Origin of the sequence: Acinetobacter sp. ME22, from assembly GCF_022012315.1 — a bacterium.
Classification (GTDB): Bacteria; Pseudomonadota; Gammaproteobacteria; order Pseudomonadales; family Moraxellaceae; genus Acinetobacter; species Acinetobacter brisouii_A.
On the sequence record NZ_JAKLTL010000005.1, the window covers coordinates 99,590 to 125,518 of the forward strand.

Below are 25,929 nucleotides of genomic sequence, written 5' to 3' on the forward strand. Positions count from 1 at the left end.
TTTGCCACAAACTATTTTCACATTGTTCTTATTACGTTTATGACTACACCTCATATTGACCCTGAATATCAAGCCAGTGCGATTGAACCACAAGTCCAACAAGATTGGGAAAATCGCAAAGTCTTTAAAGTTGCTGACACGGTAGAAGGTAAACATCGTTATATTCTGTCGATGTTCCCTTATCCAAGTGGCAAACTGCATATGGGTCATGTGCGTAACTATACCATTGGGGATGTCATCAGCCGCTTCCACCGTTTAAAAGGTGAACAAGTCCTACAACCGATGGGTTGGGATGCGTTTGGTTTGCCTGCGGAAAATGCTGCGATTGCACACAAAGTTGCACCCGCAAAATGGACATTTGAAAATATCGATTACATGCGTAATCAATTAAAAAGCTTAGGTCTTGCAATTGACTGGGATCGTGAAATTGCGACCTGTACACCAGAATACTATCGCTGGGAACAATGGCTATTTGTTCAGTTGTATAAAAAAGGCTTAATTTACCGTAAATCTTCAACGGTCAACTGGGATCCAGTCGATCAAACCGTCCTTGCCAATGAACAGGTGGTTGATGGTCGCGGCTGGCGTTCAGGTGCATTGGTTGAAAAACGTGATATTCCAATGTACTACTTCCGCATTACTGACTATGCGCAAGAATTACTCGATGATTTAGAACAATTAAAAGCAGGTTGGCCGCAACAAGTTGTGACCATGCAACGTAACTGGATCGGTCGTTCAGAAGGTATGGAAATCATTTTCCCTTCTGCCGATGAAAGCATTTATGTAGACAGCTTGATGGTATATACCACACGTCCAGATACGTTAATGGGTGTGACTTATGTTGCTGTTGCAGCCGACCATCCTTTAGCGAAAAAAGCGGCTGAGCTTCGCCCTGAACTCAATGAATTTATTGAAGAATGTCGTCATGGTTCAGTTGCTGAAGCAGATCTTGCTACGGCTGAGAAAAAAGGTCGTGCGACTGGTTTATTCGTAAAACACCCTTTAACAGGTGAAAATGTTGAAGTTTGGATCGCAAACTACGTTCTGATGACTTACGGTTCTGGTGCAGTAATGGCGGTTCCTGCGCATGACGAGCGTGATTTTGAATTTGCCAATAAATTCAACTTACCAATCAAGCAAGTGATTGATGCTCAAGGTAAAGATGACACTGCATTCAATGCAACTGAATGGCAAGAATGGTACGGCTCAAAAGAAGGTAAACTGGTTAATTCAGGTGAGTTTGATGGTTTAGGCTTCCAAGCAGCATTCGATGCTTTCCTTGCAAAACTAGAACCACAAACTTTAGCCAACAAAAAAGTTCAGTTCCGTTTACGCGACTGGGGTGTTTCTCGTCAACGTTATTGGGGTTGCCCAATCCCAATGATCAATTGTGATGATTGTGGTCAAGTGCCTGTTCCTGAAGAACAACTTCCAGTGATCTTGCCAACTGACGTTGTTCCAGATGGTTCTGGTAACCCATTGGCAAAAATGCCTGAATTCTACGAAACCACTTGTCCATGTTGCGGAAAAGCCGCAAAACGTGAAACCGATACCCTAGATACTTTTGTTGAGTCTTCTTGGTATTACGCACGTTATGCGTCACCAGATTACACCGATGGCATGATCAAACCTGAAGCTGCGCAAACTTGGTTACCTGTAAACCAATATATTGGCGGTGTAGAACATGCAATCTTGCACTTACTTTATGCACGTTTCTTCCACAAATTAATGCGTGATGAAGGTGTGGTACAAGGCAACGAGCCATTTACCAACTTGCTGACTCAAGGCATGGTGTTGGCAGACACTTTCTACCGTGAAGATGAGTCTGGCAAGAAAACATGGTTTAACCCTGCTGATGTTGAACTTGAGCGTGATGAAAAAGGTCGTATCCTGTCTGCAACATACACAGCAGATGGTCAGCCTGTAATCATTGGCGGTCAGGAAAAAATGTCAAAATCGAAAAATAACGGTGTTGACCCACAAGCGATTATTGACCAGTATGGCGCAGATACTGCACGTGTCTTCATGATGTTTGCTGCTCCACCCGATCAATCTCTTGAATGGTCAGATGCAGGTGTTGAAGGTGCAAACCGTTTCTTGAAACGTGTATGGCGTTTAAGCAGTAACTTCTTTGAGCAAGGTTATGCAACTGTTGCGCTGGATAAAGCGAACTTATCTAAAGAAGCACAAGACTTGCGTCGTAAAGTACATGAAACCATTGCCAAAGTGGGTGATGACGTTGAGCGTCGTTATGCATTTAACACAGCGATTGCCGCTCAAATGGAATTGCTTAACGCAATTACCAAGTTTGAAGTAAAATCAGACAACGATGCAGCGGTTGCACGTGAAGCTGTGATTACCTTACTGACTTTACTCGCACCATTTGCACCGCACTTAAGCCAAACCATTTTGGCTCAGTTTGGTATCGACTTAACCACAACAGCATTCCCAAGTGTTGACGAGTCAGCATTGACCCGTAATACACAAACGATTGTGGTACAAGTCAATGGTAAACTTCGTGGTAAATTAGAAGTAAGTGTTGATATTTCTAAAGAAGATTTATTGGCACAAGCCAAAGCTTTACCTGAAGTTCAACAATTCTTAACGGGTGAAACCAAGAAAGAAATTGTTGTACCAAACAAATTGGTGAACTTAGTCGTTTAATTAGTTGAGGAATACGCATGCACTTAGTCCCACGTTTAGCATCTGTCGTTTTAACTCTTGGTCTAAGTGCAAGCTTAGTCGGCTGTGGCTTTCATTTAAAAGGTCTCAGCCCGACCTCAATGCCTGTTGCATACCCACACATGAAGTTGAACTTACCAAGTGAAGCGCTTCATGTCACCGACAGTAATAATAATTTGATTCCTCAAGGGAACACCTTACAAACCAAGTTAAAAACCTATTTATCGGGTTATGGTATTCAGTTTGATGATGCTAAAGAAGCCTATACCTTACACGTCTTAGACTACAACTATCGTCGTCAAAAACTCAGCGGTCGTGTTGCTGAGGTGATTTTACATTTAAATGTCACTTTCCAAATTGAGGATGCACAAGGCAATCCTGTCACTGCTCCACGTACCATCAACGGTGTAAAAAGCTATCAGTACAATGTTGCCACAGTCAACGTTGATGATAATGAACAAGATTCTGTAATTAGCAATTTGATTGACGATGTGGCTCAACAAATGGCGCGTCAAATTTCGACCAATCGCCTACCTCAGATTCAGCCTGCTCACCCTGCGTCAACAGCGCCTTAATTTGCTGTTGTTATGAAGCTCGACTACCTACAAGCACTCAAACGTGTCCACGAAGCACAGGGTGCTTGGGTCATGCAAGGTCAAGAACCTTTGCTTGAACAAAACCTGCTCGATGCTCTGCGCCGCCATTGGCAAAGTCAGGAAATTGAACGACAACGCTATGAAATTCACAGTGTTCAGGACTGGAAAAATGTCTTTAATGCGCTAAATAGCCTGTCGCTCTTTTCTCAGCAACTGGCAATTGAAGCACATGGCAATATTAAGCCCGATGCAGCAGGACTCAAGCTACTTAAAGAATACCTGCAATACAATGAGCAGAACCTGCTTGTTGTGGTGATGCCCAAACAAGATGCACAAAGCCTAAAATCCAGTTTTTTTCAGACCATTGAAGCCAATGGTGTATTGGTTTCTTTGCAAGCCAATTACCCGCAAGACCGTCAACGTATTTTAGCAACAGAAGCCGACAAACTCGGCATCACTTTAAATCAGGATGCGTGGCAATGGTTGCTTGAACATCATGAGCACAACTTGCTGGCGGCTAAAAACAGTTTGATTCGCGTAAGTGATACTTTTCCCGACTTACAGCACATCGGAATTGAGCAACTTTATCAGTGTCTACAAGACCAATCACGCTATAGCACTTATGATCTAAATGACAGCATGCTACAAGGTGACTTTGCTCAGTCGGTGAAAATTTATCAGTACTTACTCGCTACTGGTGAAGCCATGAGTCTGATTTTATGGTCAATCAGTAAAGAAATGCGTTTGTTAATGCAACTCTATGAGCAACCGCAAAATGCACTACAGCTTGGCATCTGGAAAACCCGTGTTTCTTTATATCAACAAGCCCTACGTCGACTTTCGGCACAACGTTTTTTAGCTTGGTCAGGCTTATTACTTCGAATTGATGCTGCAATTAAAGGTGCTTCTGAAGAAAATCCCGAAGATTTGTGTTTACAAGCCGTTGCCGAACTTTGTGGTAAGCCTTTGTTTAATTAAAGATTCAAGACATAAAAAAATCAGCTCAAAAGAGCTGATTTTTTTATGGGCGAAATAATTTTAAAAATTATTCGTCATCCATCATTGATTGGCTCATACCCACAGTATTGAAACCTGCATCAACATACATGATTTCACCTGTAATCCCTGAAGCCCAAGGTGAGCATAGGAACAACGCAGCATTACCCACTTCTTCAATGGTGACGTTGCGTTTAAGTGGAGAAATTTTTTCGTTGGCATCTAACATTTTACGGAAAGATTTAATACCAGAAGCTGCCAAAGTACGGATTGGACCAGCAGAGATCGCATTCACACGAATACCGTCAACGCCCATGCTTGATGCCAAGTAACGTACACCCGCTTCTAAAGATGCTTTCGCCAGACCCATCACGTTGTAGTTCGGCATTACGCGCTCAGAACCTTGGTAAGTCAACGTCAACAAACAACCTTGACGTGCTTGTAACAATGGCTTAGCAGCACGCGCCATCGCGATGAAGCTATACGCACTAATGTCATGTGCAACGCGGAAGCCTTCACGGTCAGTTACGTCAGTAAAGTCACCATCGAGTGTATGCGCTGGTGCAAAACCGATTGAGTGAACCACACCGTCTAAACCATCCCAGTGCTTTGCAAGATCAGCAAATGCTTGATCAATCTCTGCATCTACAGCAACGTCACAAGGAAACACCAATTTTGAATCAAATTGCTCAGCAAATTCATCCACACGTTTTTTTAGTTTTTCATTTGGGTAAGTAAATGCTAATTCAGCACCTTCACGGTGCAAGGCTTGAGCAATACCAAATGCGATGGATAGTTTGCTTGCAACACCAGCAATTAAAAAGCGTTTTCCTGCTAATAGTCCTGCCATGAATTTTCTCTCATCAAGATGATTTATACATGCATAATGCCAATTCTTCAGACTTTTAGAAATTGCATAATGCGCCTATTTTTACGATTCCCCATAAAAAACGCACCTGATTTCGGGTGCGTTTTTTATTAAAAATACAGTGCATTAATCGCGTGACATACCGATCAGACGTAAAAATGAAATATACATCCAGACCAAAGTTGCCAATAATGCAATGGCACAGGTCCACTCAAATGCTTGTGGTGCGCGCTGAGCGGCGGCATTCTCAATCAAATCGAAGTCTAAAATCAGATTTAAAGATGCAATGATTGCAACAAATGCAGCAAAACCCAAACCTAATACATTACTTTCAAATACATAAGGAATACTTGAGCTAAAAATCATGCTCATCATCATTTGTACGACGAACACAATACAGATCGCTAAAGTTGCTGAAAGCACAATCGCCTTAAATTTTTCAGTCGCACGAATGATCCGCATTTTATACAGACCAAACAACACCAGTGTGGTGACGAAAGTTGCCAATAATGCCTGTAATGGTGCGCCAGGATATTTGGCTTGGAACACAAAGGAGATCCCGCCTAGAAATGCACCTTCAAACAAAGCATAAGGAATTGCGAGTGTACGGGCTGTTTCTGGTTTAAAAGTGGTAATCAGTGCCAAAATAAAACCACCAATGGCACCGACCATTGCACCCACACTGGCTAAACCAAAATTCATGCTCATCGCGCAGTAGAAAAAGAATACGAGACCTAAACCCGCGGCAATACAGGTGAGCATGACTGACTTGTTAACAGCACCCTGAATGGTCATCGGGTGCCGATAATCGCTGTAGGTTTCTACACGCGTTAAAATAGGGTTATTACTTTGCATCATTGAACTCATTGTTATATTTAAATGGATACCCTTCAATTTTAATCATTAACGCTGATTGAATATAGATTTTACGATGTATTTTTGTAACGATATTTTGAGTTATATCTTTAAAAATTAAAAACATAAGATTAATTACAGAATTTCTAATATTTTTATTTCAATCCAAGAAAAAACCGCCATTCACGGCGGTTTTTTAAATTTCCGACTAACTGACCTAGAAAGAAATCAGTTTGGCTGGGTTAAAAAAAGCATTGATTTCATAGGCACCTTTTGCCAAAGGAATCGCAAAAGGAGCAAGTTCCCGACCAAATAAAATGTCTTTATGTGGAATTTTGGTCAGCATTTCATAATCATGTGACACGCCAATAAAATCATGCGCAATAGCTTTGCCAATTCGCACGGTTTGCGCCACACCATGTCCGCTCCAGCCATGTACCGCATAAATTGGGTAACGCTCGCCAAACTTACGACAATCGGTTGCACCATTATAAGTAAGATCGGTTTCCCCGCTCCAGACAAAGTCGAGTTCCACAGATTTTAATTGTGGAAAAACGTGATGAATCCGTCTTTGTAAATACTGATAGGCACGATGTGGATTCCAGCAGGTTCCTGTACCCTCCCCACCAAACAACAAACGATTTTTTGACACCCCTCGATAAAAATCCAGTGCAAATTGAGTATCGTAAACTGCATAGTCAGAAGGAATGATGTCCTTTAAATCCATCTCTAAAGGTGCTGTGGTACACACATAAGTGAATAATGGAATCGTGGTGTGATTATGCGACTCTAGCAATTTAAACGAGGCATGATGAACTGCCAGTACCACACTTTTACGTGCCTTAATCACGCCATGTGTCGTATGCACATAGACACCATCAGCCTGCGTTTTTAATTCTATAACTTCTGTCTGCTCAAAAACCTGACCACCATTTTTAGAGAAGCCATAAATTAAACCACGAGTTAGTGCCAACGGGTGAATTTGTCCACCTAAACTATCGATTAGCCCACCATGATACGCTTCGCTGTTTACATAGTTATGTACTTCATGTTTGCCTATGATTTTTGTGTGATCTTCGCCAAGGAATTTTCGAGCATCTGCACCTTGAGTCAGCGCAATCAAATGCCCTTCATGTACTGCGGTTGTGATATGCCCCTGCTTACGGTCTAGGGACAAATCATATTTATCAATAATGTCATCAATGAGTTGCATGGCTTCATCGGCAGTAAAACGCCAAAGTTTTTTGGCATCTTCTACGCTCATGTGCTCAAGCATTTCCGAAGCTTCCCAACGTGCCAAGCCTGGGGTGAGTTGTCCACCATTGCGTCCTGAAGCGGCACTGCCAATACGGTTTTTTTCCACCAAAATGGTGTCTACACCCATTTCGGATAAATGTAATGCTGTTGATGAGCCGAGTAATCCACCACCAATCACCACAACATCACATTCTTGATCGCTACTCAGGGTGTCGAAACACTGCCAGTCCGCCAGAGAACTTTCATAATAATTGGCAGGCTGATCAATATCGGCACAGTCGGGATTCAACCAACTCCATTCCTTATCGAGTTGGTTGTGAATACTTCGCTTATATTCTACGTCCTCTAAAATAAGAGGTTTATCTATCTTTCGCATAATCGGACTCCAAATCTTGAATTTGATTATTTTGATTGAGCGTTTTCTTGGAGAGGGTTCAATAGTGAGAAAACCAAAGAAACTATAGATAATGAAAAACGTCTTGTGTCGCACTAAAAAAGAAATCTAGAAAAATATTCAAACTTGCCGTGTAACCTCCATGATAACCACAGATTATTCAATATTTGATCGGCCGACATCATCCTTTAAGTTTGAGTGTTTACTGAAAAATTGAGCAATTAATATGCCATTTTCGGCAGTCGTGTATTGTGAAATTGTTGCTCAATAACAACTCAAAGCTTCGACCTTTTCAATATATTGGCGTATTTTCAAATGCTTTTCTAGAGAGCAAATCTGTTTCTTTCAGTCATAAAAAACCTGCCGCTTGGGCAGGTTTCTAAAGATTATTTATTCATGATGAAAAAATATTCACGATAATATTTCAACTCACGAATCGAGTCACGAATGTCATCTAAAGCCAAATGTGAGGCTTCTTTTTTCAAGCCTGACATAATCTCTGGACGCCAGCGTTTTGCCAACTCTTTAACAGAAGACACATCTAAATTACGATAGTGGAAGTATTGTTCTAGCTCAGGCATCAGACGATGCAAGAAACGGCGATCTTGGCAAATTGAGTTCCCGCACATTGGCGATGCTTTTGGGTTGACCCACTTTTTCAAAAATTCGATGGTCTGAACTTCGGCATCACGCGCTGTCAGTTGGCTACGGCGTACACGGTTAATCAAACCTGATTGACCATGTTGGCGGGTATTCCACTCATCCATTGCATTAATAATTGGGTCTGATTGATGCACGGCAAGCACAGGGCCTTCAGCTAGCACGTTTAAATGATCATCTGTAATAATTGTTGCAATTTCAATAATTTGATCATTATCTGTATCCAGACCTGTCATTTCGAGGTCAATCCAAATCAAACGTGTATCTGGGGTGCTGCTCATGTGATCAATTCTTATCTATCTGAAAACCCCAATATTAGCAAATTTCTCGCAACTTCGCTGTAATTCATCGGGGCTTCATGCTATTTTTGCCATTCTCTTCGGTTGGTCTTTAGGATATGCATGGCTCTCATCCGTAAACGTCGCTTAACTGAACAACAACAGCGACGGATTCAAAAACAGCATCAATCACGCCAAGAAGATCTTGATACATCCAATGATCTTGAAGGTTTGGTGGTGCAACATTATGGACGCCAGCTCGAAGTTAAAGCACTCTCTACCCCTGAGCCACATCCTGAAAAACCTGTTGTTGCTGAAGGCGAACCAGAACCATTTTGGAAACCGATTGAAGTGGGCAGCGTGTGGCGCTGTCATACCCGCACCAATTTAGAACTGTTAGTGACGGGCGATCGGGTCAAATGGCAAGCCGACCCCAATACAGGTTTAGGCATTATCACTGCGATTCATCAGCGCCAGTCTTTACTGACCCGCCCTGACCGTTATCACAAGGTTAAACCTGTGGCAGCCAACGTCAGCCTCATTGTGATTGTCTTTTCACCTCTGCCTGAAGTTGCACCCATGTTGATCGACCGTTATTTGGTGGCGTGTCAAAATGCAGAAATTCCTGCGTTATTGGTGCTCAATAAAACTGACTTACTTCAAGATAATGATCCTATTTTAGATCTTGTTGCCGAATATCAGGCTTTAGGATATGAAATCCTACACACCTGTTCTACGGGTGATATTTCAACGCTAGCACAGCGTTTAGACAATGAAACCGTGGCTTTTGTCGGTCAATCAGGCGTTGGTAAAAGCTCACTGATTAATGCAATTGCCCCTGAAGCGGCACAAAAAACCAATATTATTTCCGAAAACTCAGCTCTGGGTCAGCACACCACGACTTCAACCCGTTTGATTAGTTTTGGTGAAACAGGTGCTTTAATTGACTCTCCGGGCATCCGTGAATTTGGGCTTTGGCATTTAACTCTCGATGCTGTTGAGCATGGTTTCCCTGAGATTTTCAACTTGTTAGGCACCTGTCAGTTCCGTAACTGTACCCATAAGCATGAGAAAAACTGCTCCTTGCAAAAAGCGGCTTCCGCAGGTGAAATCCTGCCCCGCCGCCTAGAAAGCTTTTTACGTTTGTGTGACGAGATTCAAGAAGCTCAACAAAAAAATTAAGTTTGTTGAGTTTTACCCTTGAAGCGAGGTTTTTGATCACTATTAATATAAGCTATACTCTAGCTCAATTTTTGATGGTCATAAGGTGAATTGTGGAACGTTGGTTTGAATTCATGGGGAATCACCCCTTCTTATTTGGTATTCTTGCCGTTCTTATCGTGCTGTTCTTTGTATTTGAAGGACGCCGTAGTGGTCGAAAAATCTCCCCACAATCCCTTGGTATTTTAGTCAAAGTTAAAAATGCCATTCTCATCGATTTACGTGATGCTAAAGATTTCCGTGAAGGTCATATCAGTGGTAGCCGTAACATTCCTTACAGTCAAATTGCAAGCCATCTTGAAGAGCTGAAAAGCTCAGATCGTCCATTGGTGTTTATTTGTAATTTGGGTCAGGTTGCAGGCAGTGCTTTACAACAAGTGGGGCATGCTGACAGCTATCGTTTAGATGGTGGCGTTGCAAACTGGAAAGCACAAGGCTTACCGCTTGTTAAAGCGAAAAAATAATTCAGAGGAGAATATGATGGCTGAAGTCGTAATCTATTCAACAAGCGTTTGCCCATACTGTATTCGTGCAAAACAGTTACTTGAGCGCAAAGGCGTTGCTTTTAAAGAAATCAATCTTTCAAATGAAGCACCTGAAGTCCGTGTCGAATTGATGCAACGCACCAATCATCGTACTGTGCCACAGATTTTCATTAATGATCAATTTATTGGCGGGTTTGATCAGCTCTATGCTTTAGAGCGTGATGGCAAACTTGACCCATTACTTGCATAATTTTTACCCAACGAAGGATTTAACTTAAAATGAGTGAAGAACAACAAGCTCAATTAGCTCTAGAGCGTATTTATACTAAAGATGTTTCTTTTGAAGTTCCTGGTGCACAAGTCTTTACTCAAGAATGGCAACCTGAACTCAATATTAATCTATCTTCTGCTGCTGAAAAGATTGATCCAACGCACTACGAAGTTTCATTAAAAGTGGTTGTTGAAGCAAAAAATGCCAATGAAACTGCATTTTTAGTTGATGTTACTCAATCAGGTATCTTCCTCATTAGTGGTGTAGAAGATGAACGTCTACCTTACATTTTAGGTGCATACTGTCCAAATATCTTGTTCCCATTCCTACGTGAAGCGGTGAATGACCTTGTGACTAAAGGTAGCTTCCCTCAATTGCTATTGACTCCGATCAACTTTGACGCAGAGTTTGAAGCCAACATGCAACGTGCTGAAATGGCAGCTGCAGAAGGTCAAGCTTAAGTCGCGTGATCGATGAAAAAGCCACACGATTGTGTGGCTTTTTTAATTTAGATCGGGTCAAGATAAAATAGTTAGATGAAGCGTGATGACATTCACACTATCCCATATTTTTATGAACAATTATTATTCATTATTACAACTATATCCATTACAATCGAAAGCATAGAGAAATAGATCCATGGATGCGTGGCTATAACAGATCTCCCCCCTCAGGTCAGAATAAATTAGAATGCGTGCCCCGATATGTGCTACTGATTCCATACAGCTTTTATCTTTGGTGAGCCAATTAACTGATGCGATTCAGCAAAGCATCACACCATTGAGCTTATTGCAGCACTGCGCGGATGCCCTGCACGCTACAGATGCATGGTTATGTGAGCAATATCATTCTTGGGATGAATCACATTTCTTTTCTGCTTCTAACAGCCTATTTTCAGAACAACAAAGCCAACACTATATCAGTCAGCAACATTTTCATTCACATCATTCATCTATTGCCAGTAATCTGCCAATCAATCCAACGTCGTCAGCCTATGTATCGAAAGTGACATTTCAGCTAACAACCCGTGAGAATCTAGCCAGTATTTATTTATATTTTCAGTTTGCGACACCGCAAGCACAAGCGCTATTGCTCGGGACTGAATTTACCTTACTACTTAATATTATTCGTTTATATTTTTCAGAACGGGCTAGCTTAAAAAATAACTTTTTCAAATCTTTAAATATTCGTGAGTTTTATCAAGATATTGTCGATGATGCACCCATCATGATTTATGCACTTGATGAACAAGAAAAAATCGTGATGTGGAATAAACAGTGCGAACGCGTATTTGGTTGGTCTAAAGCCGAATTACAACAATTTCAACAACCGCTTAAATTGTTTTATCCTGACAAAAAATATCGTGATCAAGTTCTACAACAAGCGGCTCAACACGTCGGCTCAAAAAAACTCAGTGAGTGGAATCCCCTACGCCGTGATGGCAGTATCCTGACCACTTTATGGGCACAGTTACTTTTGCCTGATCAAACTACACTGAATTTTGGCATTGATATTACCGAGCAGCGTAAAGCTGAAAAAATCCTCAAAACCCGTGCCAGTATTGATGGCTTAACCCAATGCTTTAATCGTGATGAAATTTTGCATCAGCTTGAGCAACTGCTCAAGGCTGAACCTGAACAACAGCAAGCACAACTGCCTTTTTGTGTGTTTATGCTCGATCTTGATCATTTTAAAAGTATCAATGATACATGGGGACATCTGGCAGGCGATGAAAGCTTAATTCACTTTAGCCGCCTACTCCGCTCTCAGCAACATCAAATGCTCACGGTTGGACGTTTTGGTGGAGAAGAATTTTTATTGATCATGCGGGCAACTTGTTTGGATGAAGCACTGGCTTTTGATCAAAAATTAAGAATTATTTTAAATAAGAATCCATTGAGTTATCAGCGCCAACCAATTGAACTCAATTATAGTGCGGGTGTCGTCCTTGTTGAAAAAGCACAGTGCAATTTAACTCACCTACTGGCAACGGTTGATCAGGCACTCTATCGTGCTAAAAAAACAGGACGTGGGCGAACTGTACAAGCAGATCAACAATTTTAGCTTAACAATTTTCTATCACACTTCAGCCTAAAGCGCTCTATCATAAATCCAATACAACAACGATAAGGATACTGCCCGTATGGCAAATTCAGCAAATTCCCCGACACGGCGTTTTCTAAAACTTGCAGGGATGACAGCGAGTATTGCCACGAAAACTGTTTCTAACACACTTAAAAGCCTGAGTGCCGATGAAGAACAAAAACACGCAGCAAAGTCCAAGCTGTTTCAGGAGATTGGTGTACAAATTGCAGATACGCTTGGGCAAATGAAAGGCGCTGCTATGAAAGTAGGGCAAATTGCCTCTCAATATAAAGATGTTTTCCCTCCTGAAGTCGCCAATGCGATTAGTAAACTACAACGCCAAGCCCCTGCTGTTGCCTTTAGTGAAATTCGCACGCAGGTTGAAAATGAACTTGGACAAGCTTTAGAGCAAGTTTTTAACGAATTTAGCGAAACACCTTTTGCCGCAGCATCGATTGGGCAGGTACACCGTGCCATTCTTAAAAATGGGCAGGAGGTTATTGTTAAGGTTCAGTATCCAGGGGTTGATGTTGCCTGTGAAAGTGACTTAAAGCAAATCCGCTTGGCTCTACGTATGATGGGCATGCTCAAAATTGATAAAGAACTGCAAGATCAATTATTTAAGGAAATTCAAGAGAGTCTGTCGAACGAGTTAAATTATGAACTTGAAGCCCAAAATCTTGAAATTGCTCGGGCATTTCATCAAAATTTAGATCAGAAAATTATCATTCCTCAGGTATTTAAAGAGTATTCCACCCGACATATTTTGACCCTGAGTTTTGAAGCAGGTGACAGTATTGACCATGCCAGTACATGGTCACAAGAATTACGAAATGAATTGGGCAAACGTTTGTTTACTGCAATGGGACAGGAAATTTTTTATCTCAAACGTTTTCACTGTGACCCACACCCAGGCAATTTGGCTTTTCGCCCTGATGGTAGCGTGATTATTTATGACTATGGCGGTGTGAAACAACTCGATCAGCTACAGGTAGAGGCTTTCCAAAAGCTGATCTATGCTGCGCGACATGGCAATATCCGCTTACTTGAAGATATCTTAGCTGAGTTGAATGTCTTGACTGAAAAGCAATGCTTTCCGCCTGAGCTTTATTTGGAATGGCTTGAAGTATTATTACGTCCTTTAACCCATCATTATGATTTTGCTAAAAATAGTGCGCATCATGATGGGATGCTGCTCATGAAACCGTCTTTAAAGTATTGGCATATTTTTAAGCCATCGCCAAATACTTTGATGCTGAATCGAACTTTTACGGGGCATTATTGGAATTTGGTACATTTAAAAGTCAATGACAATTTAAACAGCCTATTTAATCAACTGGTTCCTGATGCTCAACAACAGATTTCAATACCATCGGATACATCTCTTAAACACTGATTAATCCCGCTTTAAGTTAACAGGAATATGCTGATTTAACTTTGAAGCCTAAAAATATATCCTCCTTTTAGGCTTCTTTTTTTATGTCTGTAAACAATGCTATGCTGCGCTGCATTTTAAATATTTTTCGAGGTTATTATGGCTCAGGTTCTTCTAGAGCAACTCAAAAACGGTCAAGCAAAATTTGCAGATGTGATTGCATTCATTGAACAACACTACACACATACACCGACTGCATTTCAAAATGGTGCTCAGCACAATGCCAGCACTGAAAATCAAGGCAGCGCGAAAGTATTTTCATTTGCTCAGCTCAATGAATTAAATCCACAAGATACCTTAGCCTTGTTTGCAGAGCACTATGCTTCTGTATTGGCAACACCTGAAGGCACAGATCACCAAAATATCCGTCAGTTTATGCAACATGGCTGGTCAGGAATTAAATTTGAAGGTCAGGCTTTAGCAGCAAAATAACACTGACTTTAGTGTTGTAAAAAGCAAGCTTCTCGCTTGCTTTTTTATGACAACTGCCCCAATGAACCAAATTCCACAGGGATTTTGACATAAAACAAAGACAGCTCTTGCTGCTGCACATAATCCAACAATTGTTCGGCTTGCTGTGCGGTGACAATCAATTCCACCTGTATCGGTTGATCCGTAAGCTCAAAGAAATGGCTCGAATGAATTTCACCTTGTCGCCCCATACTTTCAAGTGCGCTTAATACGGTTGCACCCTGAATATTAAATTGCTGAGCAACGCTGAGTAACCATTTTGAGAGTGGTTTGCCACGATACTGTACTCTTTGTTCAGTATAAAAACGCAGTAAATAACCTTGCATAACGATCTCCAACTTAAGCCTGTGCGGTTAAATAATGATGTGCAGCCATTCCCAAAAATGTACACAACAATGAACCAATTAAATGAAGCGAGATTGCTAAACAGGCCAAACTGAATTTGCCATTTTGCAATAAACTGATAATTTCAGCCGAGAATGTTGAAAAGGTGGTTAAAGCTCCACAGAAGCCTGTCACCACAAATAATTTATAGTTTGGACTTAAGCTGCTGTGTGCAAAAAATGAAATGGCAAAGCCAATAATAAAGCCCCCCACCAAATTAACTGCAACGGTTCCAAGTGGAATATCCGGATAAATTGAGTTGAGTTTTAAGCCCACAAACCAACGTGTCCATGCGCCAAATACTGAACCAAGCGCAATCGAGATCAGCGAATAATACATAGATTTGACTCTCCTTTAGCACAAATCTAAAAGAGTAGATGATGAGAATAAAAAGAACATTAAAGTACTCCTTAAACAGAGTACGCACACGAAACCTACGTACCCTGTCATTGATGAAGGGTGGCGTAGGCATCATTAGCCGATACGGCGGTTTGTGACAGGAGGAATGCCATCTCCCGATGGACTTATCTTAGACGATCTTTCAATCCCATGAAAAATTGTTTTTCCCGATCTTTTTAAGGGCGTTCTGCATACTGTGGCAATTCATCACAAATTTCATCCCACTCTGCTTTTGAGGCAGCAAAAATATGCATGGTTGGTTTTTGCGTGAGCGCGGTGTCGAGTGTACCAATGCGTAAACGATACAGGTCTGGTGTTTCTTCTTTTACGCTGATAATCGGTGAGCCACATTCGCTACAGAAACAACGTTGTGTGGTGGCGGTGGATTGGTATTTTTTCAGTAAGTGCTCACCTTGCACAATTTTAAAGTCTGCAACACGGATCGGGGCATTGGCAGCATAAGCACTACCATTGGCTTTGCGGCAACGTTGGCAATGACATTCAACAATATCGCCAATTGCACCGTGCACTTCGTATTGAATGCCTTGGCATAAACAACTGCCATGATAGATGGTTTCAGACATTTTTCTTCCTTCATGTTGTATTTATCGTGGCGTTAGCATAACAAAAATAGATAGGCTTTAGCTTAAAAACTGCGCCACGCCTTGTGCTGCTGCACGTCCTGTCGCAAAACATGCTGTCAGCAAATAACCGCCCGTTGGCGCATCCCAGTCCAGCATTTCACCACAACAGAAAATACCTGCATGCTGCTTGAGTTGTAAGGCATCACTGAGAACATCTTGCTTGACGCCACCCGCACAACTAATCGCTTCATCAATCGGACGAAAACCTGTTAGCGCAATCGGAAGCTGCTTAATCTGAGCCGCCAATGCTTCGGGTTGCTGCCAAAGTGTCTTCGGCACAAGCTCGCGGACTAAATTGGCTTTTGCAGCGTCCAAACCTGCTTTACGCCAGATATTTGCCATCGACTGTTTTTTATGAGGTTGTAATTTATGAGTCAATTCTGCTTGGGTCAGTTCAGGCAACACATCCAAGTAAAGCTGCATGGAAGATTGCTGTCGCAGGGCACGATTCAACTTATAAATCAGTCCACTTTCCAGACCATATTGGGTAATCACAATATCACCCATACTCGCCTGTTCGGCTTGATTGACCCAAGCTTTAACCCGCTTTAAAGGCTGACCAAACACAGGCTGCATATAGCTTGACCATGTTCGTTCCACACCTGCATTGCTCGCCTGAAAAGTTTGAATTTCTTCAGGTTTCAGCCATGCTTGCCATGCGCCATCACTGCCCAAGCGCGACCAAGACACAGCCCCACAGGCTAAAATAATCGCGGAAAATTTCTGTTGAATGACAGGTGCATCGGGCATTTGCGTATGCTGAAAACACAACACTTGCTCAGACTGAATGTCGACACAACGATGCCGATAATGAAACACCACACCCGCCTCAGTTAAGCGTTTCAGCCAAGCACGTAATAACGGTGCCGCTTTCATCTCTACAGGGAAAATTCGCCCTGATGTCCCGACATAGGATTCAATGCCTAAGTCACCCATCCATTGGCGAATCCATGTAGCATCCCACTGCTCTAACCACGGTTTCAACCAATCGGCATGATCATAACGTTGGATAAACTCAGGCAAAGCTTCGGCATGGGAAATATTGAGTCCTGTTTTACCTGCCATCAGGAATTTACGGGCTGCCGAAGGCATCTGTTCAAAGATTTCAACGGCATAACCTAACTGGCTCAACACTTCTGCAGCCATTAGACCCGCAGGCCCTGCCCCAACAATCGCCACCGATTTAGCCTGCATGGTTTTGTCCCAAGAGCGGCATAAAATCGTCAAAACGCGTGGTGTAATCCGCAGGTTTACGGATGATGAGTTGCTGACACAATTCACCACGTTCCAAATATTTCACTTCAAAATGTGTGCGGGCTGAGTCAGACGCAATCACCTGTTTTTCATAGGGTAATTTCCAGATTTCTTTGAGTTTCTGCTCTGCTTCCTCAATATATTCAGGAATATTGCTGGCAAGGGTAATTTGCCCCCCGAACCGCAAACGCGACAAAATGAACTCAAAAAATGGCATATTCACCCAACGCTGTGCAGGGTTATGCGGCTCAGGATTGGGATACAAAATAAAGAACTGTTCAACCTGTGCAGGATAGAGCGCATGGGTAATCCACGGCAACGCATCTGCATGAACAGGACACAAATTGTTTAAATCAGCCAATTGATGCTGTTTTTGCATCGCTTCAAATTTTTCGCGCGTCCGCTCAATTGCATACAGCGTCGACTGAGGCTGTTGTTGGCTAAACAAAACAGCATGTTTACCTTTGCCTGCCCCGATTTCCACACAAACAGGCAGATTTTCAATGGCCTGAAAGTCACGCGGGGCTTGCATACGCTGGGCTTGAAATTGACGAAGATGCATAATCAGATCAAACTATTCACAAATTGGCACAAGTCTAACAAGTGCTTGACCAAATGCCTACCCGAAAACGCTTTTGTAGGAGTGACTTATGCCTCGCACTTTCCCTTGCCCACGCTGCGGTGAACCGAGCCACTGGGAAGATAATGCTTATCGTCCATTTTGTTCAGAGCGTTGCAAATTGATTGATTTAGGTGCATGGGCAAACGAAGATTATCGTCTACCCACTCAAGACTCACCGCAATCGGATATTTCTCGCCAAGAAGATGAGTTTTAGCAGGTCTTAACCTGCTTTGCTGGCAACAAAGGGATTGAACTGTTTTTCATGTCCGATGGTACTGATTGGCCCATGTCCTGAAATAAACTGGGTGTCATCGGGCAAGCTAAAACATTCCCGTTGAATCGAATCCAGTAATTGCTGATGATTGCCTCGTGGAAAGTCTGTGCGACCAATCGAACCTTTGAACAGCACATCACCCGTCCACAGCAAGCCATATTCGGCACTGTAGAACATCACATGTCCAGGTGTGTGTCCTGGTGCATAGCGCACTTCAAACTGATGCTCACCCAAAGTTAAAGTTTCCCCACCTTCAAGCCACTGTGTCACTTCTACAGGTTCAGGAATTGGGAAGCCATAACGCGCTGAAACGTCTTGCAGCGCATCGAGCCAGAACTGATCTTCTTTTTGTGGACCAATCACGGGCACTTGCCACACGCGTGCCAATTCCCCAACTGCCCCGACATGATCCAGATGTCCATGCGTGACCCAAAGTGCTTGTACGGTTAAACCGAGTGCTTCGACTTCTTGTTGCAATTTTTTCGCATCACCACCTGCATCAATCAATACAGCTTGTTTAGTATCTGCATCCCAAAGGATTGAACAATTCTGTGCAAATGCCGTGACAGGGACAATTTTAACTTGAAGCATAATTTCTTAATCTCAGTAACTTGCAAAGGTCTGTTGTAAAGCGGTCAGATGCGCTGACAACAATTGTTCAAACAACTGCAAATGCAGTGGCTGAGTATTTAAAGCAGGAATATAAGCATACGACTGTCCACCTTGGCTTTGGAACAGTTCGGCATTTTGAATAGCGAGTTCTTCTAATGTTTCCAAACAGTCCGCCGAAAATGCAGGACTCAAGACTTGGACTGATTTCACGCCTTGTTGTGCCCATTCGGTTAGTAAAGCATCGGTATACGGCTTTACCCACTCTTGCTTGCCAAAACGCGACTGGAAGCTGATTGCCCACTGTTCATGAGTTAAACCCAAAGCCTGTGCAACTTTATTGGCAGTGACATGACAGCGCTCGGGATACGGGTCGCCCTTGTCTGCATAGGGCTGTGGAATGCCATGAAATGACATCAACAATTTTTCAGCACGCCCATGCTCTGCCCAATACTGCTGCACGCTCTCAGCCAGCGCCTGAATATACAGTGGATGCTGATAATAATCCCGAATAATGGTTAAACCCGGCAAATTGCGTTGCTGCATCACCCATTCTGCTAACTGATCGTACTGCGGTGCAGTTGAAGTCGCTGAGTACTGCGGAAACAGGGGTAAAACCAAAAGATGTTCTTGCGGTGGCAATTCTTTTAGAAGTGCTTTTAGTCCCGGATTGCCATAACTCATGGCAGGCACAATATTCAGCTCAAATTCGGGATAAGCAGCTTCAAGGCGCGGTTTCAACCACTCCACTTGCTGAAACATGATTTCGCGCATTGGAGAGTCTTCACCCCAAACCGAAGCATAAGCATGAGCCACCCGTTTTGGACGAAATGGTAAAATAAACGCTCTTAGAATGATTTGCCAAAGCAATTTCGGAATTTCAATCACACGCGAGTCTGATAAAAACTCTTTGAGAAATGCACGTACCGCAGGAACAGTCGCGGCATCGGGCGTGCCTAAGTTGGCTAAAATAACAGTGATCTTGGGTTTCACAGTGAACCTATCATTCATTGCGCAAAGGAATGCAGCCTAACATATCATAAGCTCTTCAGGCATTTTTACTGGCGGTCATTTTTTCCAGTAAATTCTTGCCCTTTTCGGTAAATTGCCACATCACACGTTGACGGTCATCCCGTCCAACAGGTGTAATCCAGTCGCTTTGTTTGAGTTGATGTTTGATGTTGTGCAAAGCACGGAAATTGATTTGTGAACGTGCAACTGCATGTGCTCTTGGCATTTGAACTTGAGCATCTTTCAAACCTGTTTCATTCAGATAATCATTGATCCGAATAGAAAAATATTCTTCTGGAGTTTGATTTTTAAAGACCTTAAACAGAAGTTGTAAAATCTCCAGCCATGTCATTTGGCGATTGAGTTTTAACTCTTTAAAATTACCATCCTGATAAGCATGCAGTTGATATTCAAAATCAAAGGTATCCTGACTGGTCACTTTACGCACATTCAAAAATGGATCAGGTGTTTTTTGTTCCAACTCACCTTCTAAACCTTTAATTTTTTCTTTCAATGCCGCAATTTCATCATTGAGTGCTTGTGTATTTTGTGGGCGTACCCAACCCAGTGCAGGATAACGAATTAACATATTGGACATATTCATTCTCACCGTTAATTCAAGTTCACGGACATTGCGAAAATAAAAAATATGCTCGACTTCTTGTTGTAGAATTTGGCGAAACGCCTGAAATTTTTCCTGCACAATCTCGGGTTCTTTCGGCAAAATATCGCGCCGCGACTCAAGATCTGAATGAATAAAGGCAATAATCGGTTTGTCTTTACTCATCGCATAAATATATTCGAGCTGCATATAACTCACGCCAGACATGGATTGTTCACCATAATGATTGCCTAACAGCATGATCACATAGTCACAATCATCAATTTGCCGACGCGCCAAACTTGTGCTTAATGGCGTTCTTTGTTCAAGCCCCCAAGCAAAAAATCCCATCCCGACTAAGGTCTGACACAACACACTCCGCTCTGGTAGCATTTCCTGCCCTGAGGTAGAAATAAACACTTGGTATCGTTTATCGACCATAATTATACTCTTGAGTGTACTATGAGAACTGAGCCAAATTTGATTTATAAATCAAACAAAAAAACAGCGATTTTAGTATAAATCACAGTATAAGATTTGCAATCTCCCATTGTAAATGTAACGGCATTAAATGCTGAATGACTGTGTTTAATTGTTGTGTCTTTCCGCCACTGGCATAGCAAATAATCTGTTTTCCCAAAATCGGCTGATCATTGAGCAAGCCATGTTTAATCAGCATACGCGATGTTTGGCGTGCCACAGCCAGACCCGAATCGACAAGCTTAAACTGATCTCCAAACACATGCTGTATGGCATCGGTCAAAAACGGATAATGGGTGCATCCCAATACCAAATAATCTGCGCCTTGCTCGGCGGCTGGGCTTAAACATTGTTTTAAGAGTTCCAAACAGCGTGGACTCATTTCCTGTCCCGCTTCAATCAATGGAACAAGTTCTAAACAAGTCACTGTAATGACACTCACACCTGCTGGTTCGGCAAAATGTTGCATCACATCTTTGATTAACTGCCCACGAAAGGTTGCAGGCGTTGCTAAAACAGCCACAACTTTACTTTTCGTTTGTAGAACCGCAGGTTTAAGTGCAGGAACTAAACCAATAATCGGAAAATTTTCCCCATAGTGCTCGCGCAAATAGTCTAGACTAAACGCTGATGCGGTATTGCACGCGACCACTACAGCTTTACAGCCTTGACGATACAGCCACTCAATCGCATGGGCTGTCAGCTCCTGAATATCTTGTCCAGAACGCGAACCATAAGGCACATGGGCTGTATCCGCAAAATAAATAATGCGCTCATTCGGTAAATACTGAGCAATTTCTTTGACAACCGATAAGCCGCCAATTCCTGAATCAAAAATTCCAATCGGGGCATGCGCATCGGCTTGAGGCATGGGCTGAGAAATCAGTGGTCTGGGTTGTATTGCGGTCATGGTCAGACTTTAAATGGCAATCAAATTCATGTGTAAAGCTTAAACCTCAACTGTGTAATTGCAAGAGCAAATCACCACTTTGTAAAGACAAAATACTCTCGCCGTGTTCGGTTTCACTGAGTGTTCCATAGTCGATCAGATGATAAAAACACTGACGTTGAATCAGGGCATTTAAACCAAAACGGACATGCACATAAGCACGCCACTCACCTGCATACTGCTGCATAAAAATCGGGTGTTCAGCATCAACGATCACCACATCACCATGAGTCGTGGTCAACTGCAAATGGCTTTTCCCATTGAGTTCGACTTGATCCACCTGATTGATTTGCAGCGGTGCATCTTCAACTTCAATCTCAATTTGTTCGACAGGCGTCTTTAAATAAAATGTATCTTTATCTTTCCAAAGCACGCTGGAAAACAGGTCAATCAGGCTTTTTCGCGTGATCAATTGACCTTCGTGCCACCATTCTCCGTTTGATTTTATGACTAAATTCATTTTGCCACAATGTGTTGGATGCCACTGGTCAAGAGGGGGAATTGACCTTTTGTGACTTTGCTGTCCATCTTTTAAGTATTGAGTAATCTGCATAAAATTTTTATTATCACTACTTGACGTTTTTTTGTTCATATCGGGTGAAATCTTTTGATTTGCCATCGCTTTTATGCCCTATTTGACAGAAAATACAGCCCTCTCAGTCAATGGACTGAACACGGTTCAAATCTATACTAACTGAAAATATTTGAATCTACCCCAAAGAACACTCATGGCAGCACCAGTTTTCGCTTTTGGTTGCCACCTTTAAGCAATATGAGGAGTCCTACATGGAGCACATCGAACGTGAATCGATGGAGTTTGATGTCGTGATCGTTGGCGCAGGGCCATCTGGTCTTTCTGCCGCAATCAAAATCCGTCAACTCGCAATTGAAAACAATTTACCCGATCTTTCTGTGTGTGTCGTGGAAAAAGGCTCCGAAGTTGGCGCGCATATTCTTTCTGGTGCTGTTCTTGAACCTCGTGCGCTCAATGAGCTGTTTCCTAACTGGAAAGAAGAAGGCGCACCGCTCAATGTTCCTGTGACACAGGACAAAACCTATTTCTTGCTGTCTGACAGTACGCATAAAGAAGCCCCTCACTGGATGGTGCCAAAAACCATGCATAACGATGGCAACTATGTCGTGTCTTTAGGCAATGTGGTTCGTTGGCTTGGTCAGAAAGCTGAAGAACTGGAAGTATCAGTATTTCCGGGCTTTGCAGCATCTGAAATTCTGTTCCATGAAGATGGTTCTGTGAAAGGCATTCAAACAGGTGACATGGGCATTGGTAAAGATGGTCAACCGACCCACAACTTTGCGCCTGGTTATGAACTGCATGCCAAATACACCGTATTTGCTGAAGGTTGCCGTGGTCATTTAGGCAAACGTCTGATTGCTCAATATAACCTCGATAAAGATGCTGATCCGCAACATTACGGCATCGGCATTAAAGAGCTTTGGGAAATTGACCCTGCCAAACATCAAGAAGGTTTAGTGATGCATGGTACAGGCTGGCCGTTTGCCGAAACTGGTACAGCAGGCGGCTGGTGGTTGTATCATGGTGAGAATAATCAAATATCGCTCGGAACTTTTGTCGATCTTTGCTATGAAAACCCGCATGTTTATCCATTTATGGAAATGCAGCGCTGGAAAACTCATCCGCTGATTAAACAGTTCCTAGAGGGTGGTAAACGTATTTCTTACGGTGCACGTGCCGTGGTGAAAGGTGGTTTTAACTCGCTACCAAAACTCACTTTCCCAGGTGGCTGCCTGATTGGTGATGATGCAGGCTTCCTGAACTTTGCCAAAATCAAAGGCTCACATACCGCCATGAAATCTGGCATGCTTTGTGGTGAGGCGATCTTTGAAGCCATCGCTGCGGGCGTAGCACAAGGTGGTGAAGTTGGTTTTGCCCGTGTGACCGAAGGTAATGATGTCTTCATTAAAGAAGTCACCACTTACACACAAAAATATCAAAATAGCTGGCTCAAAGAAGAGTTATATAACTCACGTAACTTTGGCCCTGCTATGCATAAATTTGGCACGTGGATTGGCGGTGGGTTTAACTTTATTGACCAGAACGTATTCCGTATTCCATTCACCTTGCATGACCTGTTGCCTGACTTTAAAGCCTTAAAAACTGTTGATGCAGTCAACTTTAAGCCAGATTATCCAAAACCAGACGGCAAGTTGACTTTTGACCGTTTGTCATCAGTGTTTATTTCAAATACCGTGCACGAAGAAAATCAGCCGTCGCATTTGAAACTGGCAGATGCTTCGATTCCTGTGAATGTGAACCTGCCAAAATGGGATGAACCCGCACAGCGTTACTGCCCTGCTGGTGTATATGAAATCGTCGAGGAAAATGACGGTTCAAAACGCTTCCAGATTAACGCAGCCAACTGTGTGCACTGTAAGACTTGTGATATTAAAGATCCGTCACAGAACATTACTTGGGTTGCACCTGAAGGCGGCGGTGGGCCAAACTATCCAAATATGTAATTAAAAAAATCCCTGATTCGTCAGGGATTTTTTATATATCAATCATTTTGTAATAATGAATTCGGCTGATCTATTTCAAGATGGACTATTTATATACCAAATAGAAAATTTAATATTTTAATAAAGTTTAATATTTTAATGAAATATTAAATTCCCCCTACTACTTATAAAAAATAAGTATTATTTTATAGTTTATTTTTATTTTCGTTTACATAAATTAACACTTGAAAATTTATTTTATTTTCATAAAATTCACTCATTTTTTTACATAAAAGTTTGAATATTGTGTTTTTTTCAAGAATTTTCAATTTATCACTAGGCTGCACATTACTTACCATTGTAACAATGAGTAACTCAAATGCAGAAACTTTTAAGACATATAACACTGAAAGCAACTCTTTCAGAAGCATGTTAAACCAAAACAACAGTGAAGAAATTAAAAGCAGTTTTGCTAAAAAAGAACGCTCTAAAGATGCAGTGTTATACCTACTCGAACAAGCACGCATTCAACAAGTCAACCTCGACTATGAGCAAAGTCGTGACAGCTATAAAAAAGCATTTGCTTTACTCGACAAACAAAATAATCGCGCCAAAGTCAGTATTTCTAGAGTCGGCTTCCAAGCACTTTCTATGCTCAGTAATGATTCAGTTGTTCCCTATCTTGTTGCACCTTATGAACAAGTGCTTGCTCATATTTCCCAAGCAAAAAATTATATCTATTTAAAAGATACTGAAAGTGCCAGTGTAGAAATGCGCATTGCTCAGCAATTACAGCGTGACATTGAACTAAATCATGAAAAAGAACTCGAAAAGAAAACTTCAGCTCAAAGCCCTGCTCAACTCGATCAAACCCTTGAAGGTTTAGACAGCATCACCAGTCGAGTAAAAAATACCTATCAAAATAGCTATGCTTTTTATATGGCTGCCAATTTATGGGAAGTTATTGGTGAATATAACGATGCTCTCGTTGACTATAAGAAAGCGTATGAATTACAGCCCGACCCACAAATTGCAGAAGATATTAAACGGGTTGAGCTGTCCAGTAAGCACAAAATAACAAACCAAATTCCTGTGATTATTTTTATTGAACAAGGACTCGTACCACAAAAGGTTGAGAATAAACTGGCAATTCCAATGCCTCCTAATGGGATCTTAAATATTGCTTTTGCCAGCTATGAACCAAGCAGCTATAGTCGCCCACAAACTATGAATGTTAGCCTGAATAATCATAAAATTAAAAATAGCTATGTCTTGAATGATATTGGGGCTTTAGCTGTCAAACAACTCAAGGAACAAACCACGACTGTGGTCAGCAATCAAATTTTACGTGCAACGACTAAATTTGTAGCTCAACAGCAATTGGGACAGCAATTTGGTCCACTTGGGCAGATTGCTGGCAATTTGCTCAACATCACCACAGAGCATGCTGATTTACGAACATGGTCAACTTTACCAAGCAACACACAAATTGCCCGCCTGAGTGTTCCCCAAGGCAAACACTCGCTACAACTCTCAAGTGCAGGGCTTAACAGTGATTCTTTAACTTTAAATGCAGAAAAGAATCAGACGATTTTTGTCTATGCTTATCATGTGAATAATAAAATCATCTTAAGCTCTAGCAGCTTGTCACCTCATTAAATTTAGATTAG

General features: G+C 42.0%; 27 protein-coding genes and 1 riboswitch. Of the genes, 13 read left to right on the forward strand and 14 right to left on the reverse strand.

The window, feature by feature from the left end; all coding sequences use genetic code 11:
• Positions 1-39 precede the first annotated feature (39 nt).
• The 3 genes from leuS to holA are packed head-to-tail and all read left to right on the forward strand — an operon-like array spanning position 40 to position 4,256.
• Positions 40-2,664 carry a leucine--tRNA ligase gene (gene leuS / locus LVY74_RS08835; RefSeq protein ID WP_237814773.1) on the forward strand — a complete coding sequence of 875 codons (2,625 nt, stop codon included), beginning with the start codon at positions 40-42 and terminating at the stop codon, positions 2,662-2,664.
• A 17-nt stretch (positions 2,665-2,681) separates the two neighbouring features.
• Positions 2,682-3,257 (forward strand): LPS-assembly lipoprotein LptE, encoded by a 576-nt coding sequence (locus tag LVY74_RS08840; RefSeq protein WP_151777251.1) that lies wholly within the window; start codon positions 2,682-2,684, stop codon positions 3,255-3,257.
• A 12-nt stretch (positions 3,258-3,269) separates the two neighbouring features.
• The gene (gene holA, locus LVY74_RS08845) at positions 3,270-4,256 is read left to right on the forward strand and encodes a DNA polymerase III subunit delta (protein WP_237814774.1); all 987 of its coding nucleotides are present in this window, start codon (positions 3,270-3,272) and stop codon (positions 4,254-4,256) included.
• A 67-nt stretch (positions 4,257-4,323) separates the two neighbouring features.
• Here the strand turns inward: holA and LVY74_RS08850 are convergent, their stop codons facing one another.
• The 4 genes from LVY74_RS08850 to orn all read right to left on the reverse strand — a co-directional run bounded on the left by LVY74_RS08850 (position 4,324) and on the right by orn (position 8,589).
• Positions 4,324-5,124, reverse strand: coding sequence for an enoyl-ACP reductase FabI (locus LVY74_RS08850; RefSeq protein WP_045794395.1), 801 nt, complete (start codon positions 5,122-5,124; stop codon positions 4,324-4,326).
• Between the two features lie 144 nt (positions 5,125-5,268).
• On the reverse strand, positions 5,269-5,997 hold the full coding sequence (locus tag LVY74_RS08855; RefSeq protein WP_237814775.1) for a Bax inhibitor-1/YccA family protein: 729 nt from the start codon (positions 5,995-5,997) through the stop codon (positions 5,269-5,271).
• 217 nt (positions 5,998-6,214) lie between these two features.
• Complete coding sequence (locus tag LVY74_RS08860) at positions 6,215-7,630, reverse strand: NAD(P)/FAD-dependent oxidoreductase (protein ID WP_237814776.1); 1,416 nt, start codon at positions 7,628-7,630, stop codon at positions 6,215-6,217.
• Between the two features lie 404 nt (positions 7,631-8,034).
• Complete coding sequence (gene orn / locus LVY74_RS08865; protein ID WP_151708542.1) at positions 8,035-8,589, reverse strand: oligoribonuclease; 555 nt, start codon at positions 8,587-8,589, stop codon at positions 8,035-8,037.
• Between the two features lie 120 nt (positions 8,590-8,709).
• Between orn and rsgA the strand changes: the two genes are divergently transcribed.
• The 7 genes from rsgA (at position 8,710) to LVY74_RS08900 (ending at position 14,515) form a co-directional block, all read left to right on the forward strand.
• Positions 8,710-9,768, forward strand: a complete 1,059-nt coding sequence (gene rsgA / locus LVY74_RS08870; protein WP_237814777.1) for a ribosome small subunit-dependent GTPase A — start codon at positions 8,710-8,712, stop codon at positions 9,766-9,768.
• 92 nt (positions 9,769-9,860) lie between these two features.
• Positions 9,861-10,271, forward strand: a complete 411-nt coding sequence (locus tag LVY74_RS08875; protein WP_151708540.1) for a rhodanese-like domain-containing protein — start codon at positions 9,861-9,863, stop codon at positions 10,269-10,271.
• Positions 10,272-10,284: 13 nt separating this feature from the next.
• Positions 10,285-10,542 carry a glutaredoxin 3 gene (gene grxC / locus LVY74_RS08880; RefSeq protein WP_237814778.1) on the forward strand — a complete coding sequence of 86 codons (258 nt, stop codon included), beginning with the start codon at positions 10,285-10,287 and terminating at the stop codon, positions 10,540-10,542.
• 29 nt (positions 10,543-10,571) lie between these two features.
• Positions 10,572-11,024 carry a protein-export chaperone SecB gene (secB, locus tag LVY74_RS08885; protein WP_151777247.1) on the forward strand — a complete coding sequence of 151 codons (453 nt, stop codon included), beginning with the start codon at positions 10,572-10,574 and terminating at the stop codon, positions 11,022-11,024.
• Positions 11,025-11,301: 277 nt separating this feature from the next.
• Positions 11,302-12,627: a sensor domain-containing diguanylate cyclase gene (locus tag LVY74_RS08890; protein WP_237814779.1), complete on the forward strand. Its 1,326-nt coding sequence runs from the start codon at positions 11,302-11,304 to the stop codon at positions 12,625-12,627.
• Positions 12,628-12,706: 79 nt separating this feature from the next.
• Positions 12,707-14,044 (forward strand): ABC1 kinase family protein, encoded by a 1,338-nt coding sequence (locus LVY74_RS08895; protein ID WP_237814780.1) that lies wholly within the window; start codon positions 12,707-12,709, stop codon positions 14,042-14,044.
• Positions 14,045-14,182: 138 nt separating this feature from the next.
• Positions 14,183-14,515, forward strand: coding sequence for a HopJ type III effector protein (locus LVY74_RS08900; RefSeq protein WP_151708535.1), 333 nt, complete (start codon positions 14,183-14,185; stop codon positions 14,513-14,515).
• 44 nt (positions 14,516-14,559) lie between these two features.
• On the opposite strand, the gene LVY74_RS08905 is transcribed toward LVY74_RS08900, so the two are convergent.
• The 5 genes from LVY74_RS08905 to LVY74_RS08925 all read right to left on the reverse strand — a co-directional run bounded on the left by LVY74_RS08905 (position 14,560) and on the right by LVY74_RS08925 (position 17,803).
• Positions 14,560-14,880 carry a DUF190 domain-containing protein gene (locus LVY74_RS08905; RefSeq protein WP_151777244.1) on the reverse strand — a complete coding sequence of 107 codons (321 nt, stop codon included), beginning with the start codon at positions 14,878-14,880 and terminating at the stop codon, positions 14,560-14,562.
• A gap of 13 nt (positions 14,881-14,893) precedes the next feature.
• Positions 14,894-15,277 carry a fluoride efflux transporter CrcB gene (gene crcB / locus LVY74_RS08910; RefSeq protein WP_151708533.1) on the reverse strand — a complete coding sequence of 128 codons (384 nt, stop codon included), beginning with the start codon at positions 15,275-15,277 and terminating at the stop codon, positions 14,894-14,896.
• Between the two features lie 119 nt (positions 15,278-15,396).
• Positions 15,397-15,463: riboswitch (Fluoride riboswitch) on the reverse strand.
• Between the two features lie 50 nt (positions 15,464-15,513).
• On the reverse strand, positions 15,514-15,921 hold the full coding sequence (locus LVY74_RS08915) for a GFA family protein (RefSeq protein WP_237814781.1): 408 nt from the start codon (positions 15,919-15,921) through the stop codon (positions 15,514-15,516).
• Positions 15,922-15,978: 57 nt separating this feature from the next.
• Positions 15,979-17,175 carry a TIGR03862 family flavoprotein gene (locus LVY74_RS08920; RefSeq protein ID WP_237814782.1) on the reverse strand — a complete coding sequence of 399 codons (1,197 nt, stop codon included), beginning with the start codon at positions 17,173-17,175 and terminating at the stop codon, positions 15,979-15,981.
• Positions 17,165-17,803, reverse strand: a complete 639-nt coding sequence (locus tag LVY74_RS08925) for a DUF938 domain-containing protein (protein ID WP_237814875.1) — start codon at positions 17,801-17,803, stop codon at positions 17,165-17,167. The genes LVY74_RS08920 and LVY74_RS08925 overlap by 11 nt, the downstream gene beginning before the upstream one ends.
• Positions 17,804-17,885: 82 nt before the next feature.
• Here LVY74_RS08925 and LVY74_RS08930 point away from each other — a divergent pair, with 82 nt between their 5' ends.
• A complete protein-coding gene (locus LVY74_RS08930; protein ID WP_151708529.1) occupies positions 17,886-18,071 on the forward strand; it encodes a DNA gyrase inhibitor YacG in 186 nt (61 codons plus the stop codon).
• A gap of 6 nt (positions 18,072-18,077) precedes the next feature.
• Here LVY74_RS08930 and LVY74_RS08935 read toward each other — a convergent pair whose 3' ends face one another.
• The 5 genes from LVY74_RS08935 to LVY74_RS08955 all read right to left on the reverse strand — a co-directional run bounded on the left by LVY74_RS08935 (position 18,078) and on the right by LVY74_RS08955 (position 22,400).
• Complete coding sequence (locus LVY74_RS08935; protein ID WP_151708528.1) at positions 18,078-18,722, reverse strand: MBL fold metallo-hydrolase; 645 nt, start codon at positions 18,720-18,722, stop codon at positions 18,078-18,080.
• A 12-nt stretch (positions 18,723-18,734) separates the two neighbouring features.
• Entirely contained in the window at positions 18,735-19,751 is a 1,017-nt protein-coding gene (hemH, locus tag LVY74_RS08940; protein WP_237814783.1) for a ferrochelatase, read from the reverse strand.
• A gap of 37 nt (positions 19,752-19,788) precedes the next feature.
• A complete protein-coding gene (locus LVY74_RS08945) occupies positions 19,789-20,793 on the reverse strand; it encodes a DUF4062 domain-containing protein (protein WP_237814784.1) in 1,005 nt (334 codons plus the stop codon).
• 82 nt (positions 20,794-20,875) lie between these two features.
• Positions 20,876-21,742 (reverse strand): glutamate racemase, encoded by an 867-nt coding sequence (gene murI, locus LVY74_RS08950; protein ID WP_237814785.1) that lies wholly within the window; start codon positions 21,740-21,742, stop codon positions 20,876-20,878.
• Positions 21,743-21,788: 46 nt separating this feature from the next.
• A complete protein-coding gene (locus LVY74_RS08955; protein WP_151777237.1) occupies positions 21,789-22,400 on the reverse strand; it encodes a DUF1285 domain-containing protein in 612 nt (203 codons plus the stop codon).
• 167 nt (positions 22,401-22,567) lie between these two features.
• Between LVY74_RS08955 and LVY74_RS08960 the strand changes: the two genes are divergently transcribed.
• Complete coding sequence (locus LVY74_RS08960) at positions 22,568-24,280, forward strand: electron transfer flavoprotein-ubiquinone oxidoreductase (RefSeq protein ID WP_237814786.1); 1,713 nt, start codon at positions 22,568-22,570, stop codon at positions 24,278-24,280.
• A 408-nt stretch (positions 24,281-24,688) separates the two neighbouring features.
• Positions 24,689-25,918: a COG3014 family protein gene (locus tag LVY74_RS08965; protein ID WP_237814787.1), complete on the forward strand. Its 1,230-nt coding sequence runs from the start codon at positions 24,689-24,691 to the stop codon at positions 25,916-25,918.
• The last annotated feature ends 11 nt before the right edge of the window (positions 25,919-25,929 follow it).